Annotated in this window: 5 protein-coding genes and 2 pseudogenes; 3 read left to right on the top strand and 4 right to left on the bottom strand. The window is 60.5% G+C overall.

Features of this window, described 5'->3' with window-relative positions; translation table 11 throughout:
• The 3 genes and pseudogenes from AC5ZG1_RS43460 to AC5ZG1_RS43450 all read right to left on the bottom strand — a co-directional run.
• Positions 1-404: pseudogene (locus tag AC5ZG1_RS43460) on the bottom strand (cell envelope biogenesis protein TolA); the annotation flags it as partial.
• A gap of 25 nt (positions 405-429) precedes the next feature.
• Positions 430-651, bottom strand: coding sequence for a hypothetical protein (locus AC5ZG1_RS43455; RefSeq protein WP_456644930.1), 222 nt, complete (start codon positions 649-651; stop codon positions 430-432).
• A 20-nt stretch (positions 652-671) separates the two neighbouring features.
• Positions 672-959: pseudogene (locus AC5ZG1_RS43450) on the bottom strand (non-homologous end joining protein Ku); the annotation flags it as partial.
• Between the two features lie 546 nt (positions 960-1,505).
• On the opposite strand from AC5ZG1_RS43450, the gene AC5ZG1_RS43445 reads away from it, so the two are divergent.
• Positions 1,506-1,928 carry a hypothetical protein gene (locus AC5ZG1_RS43445; RefSeq protein WP_496136480.1) on the top strand — a complete coding sequence of 141 codons (423 nt, stop codon included), beginning with the start codon at positions 1,506-1,508 and terminating at the stop codon, positions 1,926-1,928.
• A gap of 416 nt (positions 1,929-2,344) precedes the next feature.
• On the top strand, positions 2,345-2,626 hold the full coding sequence (locus tag AC5ZG1_RS43440; protein WP_456647138.1) for a hypothetical protein: 282 nt from the start codon (positions 2,345-2,347) through the stop codon (positions 2,624-2,626).
• 535 nt (positions 2,627-3,161) lie between these two features.
• On the opposite strand, the gene AC5ZG1_RS43435 is transcribed toward AC5ZG1_RS43440, so the two are convergent.
• Positions 3,162-3,407 (bottom strand): hypothetical protein, encoded by a 246-nt coding sequence (locus tag AC5ZG1_RS43435; RefSeq protein WP_456647137.1) that lies wholly within the window; start codon positions 3,405-3,407, stop codon positions 3,162-3,164.
• Between the two features lie 215 nt (positions 3,408-3,622).
• On the opposite strand from AC5ZG1_RS43435, the gene AC5ZG1_RS43430 reads away from it, so the two are divergent.
• On the top strand, positions 3,623-3,904 hold the full coding sequence (locus AC5ZG1_RS43430; protein ID WP_456647136.1) for a hypothetical protein: 282 nt from the start codon (positions 3,623-3,625) through the stop codon (positions 3,902-3,904).
• Positions 3,905-5,076 lie beyond the last annotated feature (1,172 nt).

Genomic DNA, 5,076 nt, shown 5'->3' with positions numbered 1-5,076 from the left:
GGCCTCTTCGCGCCGGCGCTCGGCGTCGCGGCGCTTCTGCTCCTTCTCGAATTCGGCGGCGGCCTTTCGCGCGTCGCCTTCGCTGATCTTGGGAGAGGTTCGCTTCGCCCGCGTCGGCCGACGCCTTTCCCGGCGAGCTCCGTTCTCGCCAGATCCCAATCCGAAGGGAGATCGGAGTGCTCGGCGAAGCGCCCGTTAGATCCAGCGGGGCGCTTGAGCACCACGCCCGGCTTGGACATCGTCGCGGCGATGACGTCCGGATCGTGCGTCTCCTTGGCGATGCCCTGGTGGAAAAGATTGCTGCCGGCTTCTCAGGCCTCGAGCGCCGCCTTCATCGAAGGCGCCGCGATCGCGAGATCGAAGAAGCCGAGCGACGTCTGAAATGTCTTGAGCTTCCTGACCATGAGGCGTGCAGGCTCGCGGAGTCTCCTACCGCCGGCGAGCGACCCAGACCCCAAGCAGGAAGGCAGCGAAGAGCGACTGCAACGGAGCGTTCATGGTGATCTCGCGCAGCCGATCGGCCCAGCGCATCGCGGCATCCTGTGAAGGCGACTGAGGCGGTCGCCGCCGCACTTCCGCAGTCTGCTCTACGCCGTCCTCGTTGATCAGTCCGGAAGCTTCCGTCATTGCCGAGGCTTCTTTCATGTCCATGCGGCTCTCCTACTCTGGCGTCAGGCCGACTTTCGCTGCTGCCTGCTCGTCGGCTTCTTCGCGGCCGTCTCCTTCGCCGGTTTCTTGCCTTGGATTGGCATCAGCATTTCCTTCTGGCCAGCCGTCGCCTTTCGCGGCTTCTTGGCCGGTTTGGCAGCCTTCGCCGGCTCCGCTTCTTTGCCGACGCTGCGCCGCAGCGCCTCCATCAGGTCGACGACGTTCTCGCCGCGTGGCCGCTCCTTGGGCGTGATCGGCTTGCCGGCGCGCTTCTCGTTAATGAGGTCGATCAAGGCCGCCTCGTACCGGTCTCGCTGCGCATCTCGCCGGCAGGCCTGTTGTTCTTGTGGGGTGCCCATGTGGCCCTATGCAAAAGATAGTGCAGTCTCGGCCAGCAAAATGGCCAGAACCAGGACAGCCGAACGCATAACGTTCTCCCTATGTTGATGGGGACGAAACGTAGCTCGGCGTCCGCGGTTCCTGGACGGACATGCCGATACTCAGCGCAATCTGCCGAGAGGCTGACGCCCGACGAGGCGATGAGGCAGAGGATCAGCACCTGTCCGGGAAGAACCCTGGGAAGTTTAGGCTCGGCCGGGCCTTGAAGCGCTTGCACTCCACCTCATTGCGGGGCGCTCATTGCCCGCTCTAGCGCCAAATCCGTCGCGGCTAGAGTCTCCTTGTTAAACTCCTCGCTGATCATCGCTTCTTCCCAAATCGACGCTAGCGCCAAACCTAGTAGCGACTTGTCGTCGCGATCTGCTGGTACAATCACACATGTTAAGGGTGCCAAGCTTTGTTGCGTCACTTGTCAATCCACAGGCCCTAGCGGCTTGCTCTGGCGCCGCGCGGGCGCAATGCTGAGGCATGGGTACGAAGTCCGAGAGAGCATCTACGGCGCCTCTGTACGCGCCTCAGCGGAGCGCGCGGTAGAAGTCCGCACACAGGCCGACAAGCTGGCCTGTGAGGCCTGGAATAAGCGCATGCTCGCCTTCCAGGGCCCTGCCCAGCCCTCCCCCACGCTCGGGGACGCGATCAATGCCGGCTACCTGTACCTCGAGGTCAAATGCCTGGGCTGCAACACGCACCAGACGGTGGCGCTGGATATCGTCCGGCGGCCGAAGACGACGCCGGTCCACGAGCTCGAGCGCTACATGCGCTGCAAGCTGTGCTCGGAGGAGCGCGGCTATCCCTACAAGCGCAGTCACCTGGTCGCGATCCGGGCGACGAAGATCTCCGCCCAGGATCCGCCGTCGATCTGGTGGCCGGGCGAACGCTAAGGATCGCTGATGTGCACTTATTCGAGCACGACCAACCGAGAGGCGATCCGCGCACTGTTCCGGGTCGTCAATCGTTATCTCGGCGACCTGCCGCCGCTGCCGGGGTCTTTCCGGATTATCTGGCGCCCGTTGGTGCGCAACGCCGCCAAGGGTCGCGGAATGTCGAGATGCGGCCGGGGCAGAGCGCCGCCGCGAGCCGACGGGGCCCCAGGTGCAGCAGGACGAAGCGACAGCGCGTTTAAAGGCGCCGAAAGAGAGCACGAGACGCGCGGATCGCGAATGCGCGACGACGTGTCCGCCATGGGGTGCCCGAACAGTGTGCTGCCGCTGCGAACGCGCCCGAATCGGTTCCAAATTGAGTCGCTAGACTCCAAGAGGGGGAGCTGAAACCATTCCCCAAACCTGAGGGTAGAACGATGCCCACTTACAAAGTCGCCTACTTGCATGAGCAGGGGCAGGACTTGATTATTTTCCCAGTGGAAAGCTCGTTTGGTGGCCAGCCGCAATCTGTTCAATCGCAAGAGTTGATCGCGATGGAGCGGCGGGCGCATGCAGCGGGGCTGCAGGGTTTTGCCGTCGTCGTTTGGGATGCTGGCGGACGGATGGGCTTTATGGGACCGCCGCCATTGCACGACTTTCTTAGCTCGATCGATCTTCAGTTGGTGATGTCGAATTTGAACCGAGAGGTTTCCTGGTAGCCATTATCTTTCGGCCAGGGCGCGCAAGTTAACTTCCATCACAGCCGCATTCGTTGTTGATCTGCCGGCGCGCGCCGCCCGGCATCGGGCGGTTTACGACGTCTCACTAGATAGGAACCAAATCGGTCCGTGATCGTCGAGTCTCGGCTTTCGGCCACAGCCCCCTTAGCCCCCGCCGGAAGAAAACCTGTCACCACCAAGTTGACGGCTCAGCTGCAACGCTGGGCCGTTTTTCTCAGGGATTGCAACACCCTCGCCCGCTCCGTTGGATGCGACCGGGGGGGCGTCCTTTAACCCCCGGCGCCTAAAGACGGAACTCGCGATGAAAAACACGCTGCGCAGGCGGCGCTTCCAGACGGGACCGAAGGTCTTCCGTATAAGATGTTCGAATACGAATTGCTCACGAAACGGGATTGGGCGCTGATCGCGGCGGTCACTACGCTTCTCGCGCTCATTTTGGCCGCGGGGGTCTATTGGCTCGTTACTTAGCAAGGAACGCGGGCTCGGCGGCCGAATGTGCCGACTGAGGCGGCCCTTACATCCACAGCTTGTGCACTTCGCCAGGCGTGAGGTGTAGGTTTTGGAGCTCTTTCAACTGCTGGCGGGTCAGGTGTCGAGTCGCAAGCTCCGCTGTCCAGCCTTCTGGAACCGCTGTCAGAACCAGGGTAAGCGCTTGGCTCGGTTTAGCTGCAGCGACCCAAAGTTGCTTGGTCGGGCGGGTCACCGCATCATCGGCCGTTACTTCAACAATTGTAAATTCGGTGCCGAATGACTCAGCCATGAACGTCCTAATGCCATGGCGGTTGCTTGGTTCAAAAGCGAAATTAGGATGCTGAAAAAATCAACTTAAGGATGGAGCCAGCCAAATCTAGCGCGACTCCCACACTTCGTGGTCCTCTACGACGGTTGGAGTCCACCTCACTATCCATCGGTCAATACCCATTTCGCGGTTGTGTGCCAAAATGGTATTCAGCGGCCTTCCAGGGAGGTGACGCGATGGACAAGTTCAAGATCAAGATCGCGCGCATCGAGATGGTTTCGCCCAACGAACGAGGTGAGGACGTTCGCTTGGCGTTTCAGTTCGAGAGCGGTCAGATCCGTTTTTCATTGCCAGTCTTTGTGAACTCCCGCGAATTTGACGACACCGAGGTCGTCGAAGTTGCGCGAAGCAAACTGTATGACATCTTTAGGCAGCTCTGCGGGCAGTGCAAGCGTTGGCGGTTATCGGATGACGAGCGTCGAGAGCTCGCAAGGATCAACGCGCGGCCAGCCTCGTAGGCTCGGGGGTCGAAATGCCCGAAGGCTGCTATAGACCACTGGAATGTTGACGGTCAGGAGCGCATAGAGGCTGTATGGCCAAATTTCCCTCAATGCGGCGTATGCTTGACGTGAGGCTGATCGCTCTTCTCCCGCAGAAGTGGGAGTGGCAGGTCTGGGACGACGACATGCTTCTGATGAGCGGCCAGGAGACTTCGCGGGAGACGGCTCAGATCGAAGGGAATAGCGCCCTGCTTTACTTGCTTCGATGTCCGATGTGACCATTCGAAGCGCCTGATGCGAATTATGTCGACTCCCCGATGAAAAAGGTGTCCAATCACTCGCATCACCGCGCGGCTCATGGCTTCTATCGGTGACGAGACCGCCAATTGCGCTCCCGCCCAATCGAACAGGGAGCACCGCCATGCTAAATCGGCGACGTTTCAAGTCCTCCTCATCAACCTTCGAATTTCGCTTAGCGCAAGAGGCAATCAACTTGCGTAAACAGGCTGACGGCATGCCGCCCAGCATCCGTCGTGACGAGCTTTTGCGAAAGGCAGTCCAGATAGATGCGGCCACCGAAGTCAATAAGTGGCTGACGTCGCCAGGAATGCGTGCCCCGACATAAATTCCCAGTGCTCAAGCCCCGGAGAGAAGCCGCAGGATCAGCCCCATGCCGATAGGTGGCAGCCAGCGCAGTAGACCTTCTAACGGGTCATCCCGGCCCAGCGCTTCGTGTACGCGCTGCCGGAAATTCAGCCAAGGGGAATTGACATGATATCGAACAGGAGATCTCTCAGTTCCTACAACCACAAACTCGAATACGCTTTGCTTGTTGTGGTGCTGGTTGCGATGGCTCTATGGCTCGCCGTCTGATCCAATGCCGATGCAGCGCGGCCACCCGTGAAATTTCCCGGCCGTCGGAGCGCCGGCGCGGACAATGTGCGACAGCCGCCCGCCGGAAGGCGCATTCGGCTGATGGATAATGAACGCATTTCCACCTGTCGGCTCGCGCCCGAGGAACCACGCGTCTCCGTTCGGACTGCGATATAGTTCCCCTCTTTTGGGGCCCCACTCTGAGCGCTTGTCTCCCGGGAAAGCTGCTATCGCTCTTTCGTAACCCTCCGGTGAGGGCCGCGGCCAGCTAGGTTTCGGGTGATAGTGTTTCAGTGAGTGCCGAACTCAGGTCGAAG

It is taken from the genome of Bradyrhizobium sp. Leo78, assembly GCF_059512425.1.
This window is presented reverse-complemented; position numbering and strand designations above follow the sequence as displayed.

Bases quoted from the DNA above. Each gene is read 5' to 3' on its own strand.
- AC5ZG1_RS43430 (WP_456647136.1), top strand. From the start codon at position 3,623: ATGGACAAGTTCAAGATCAAGATCGCGCGCATCGAGATGGTTTCGCCC.
- AC5ZG1_RS43440 (WP_456647138.1), top strand. From the start codon at position 2,345: ATGCCCACTTACAAAGTCGCCTACTTGCATGAGCAGGGGCAGGACTTG.
- AC5ZG1_RS43455 (WP_456644930.1), bottom strand. From the start codon at position 651: ATGGACATGAAAGAAGCCTCGGCAATGACGGAAGCTTCCGGACTGATC.
- AC5ZG1_RS43445 (WP_496136480.1), top strand. From the start codon at position 1,506: ATGCTGAGGCATGGGTACGAAGTCCGAGAGAGCATCTACGGCGCCTCT.
- AC5ZG1_RS43435 (WP_456647137.1), bottom strand. From the start codon at position 3,407: ATGGCTGAGTCATTCGGCACCGAATTTACAATTGTTGAAGTAACGGCC.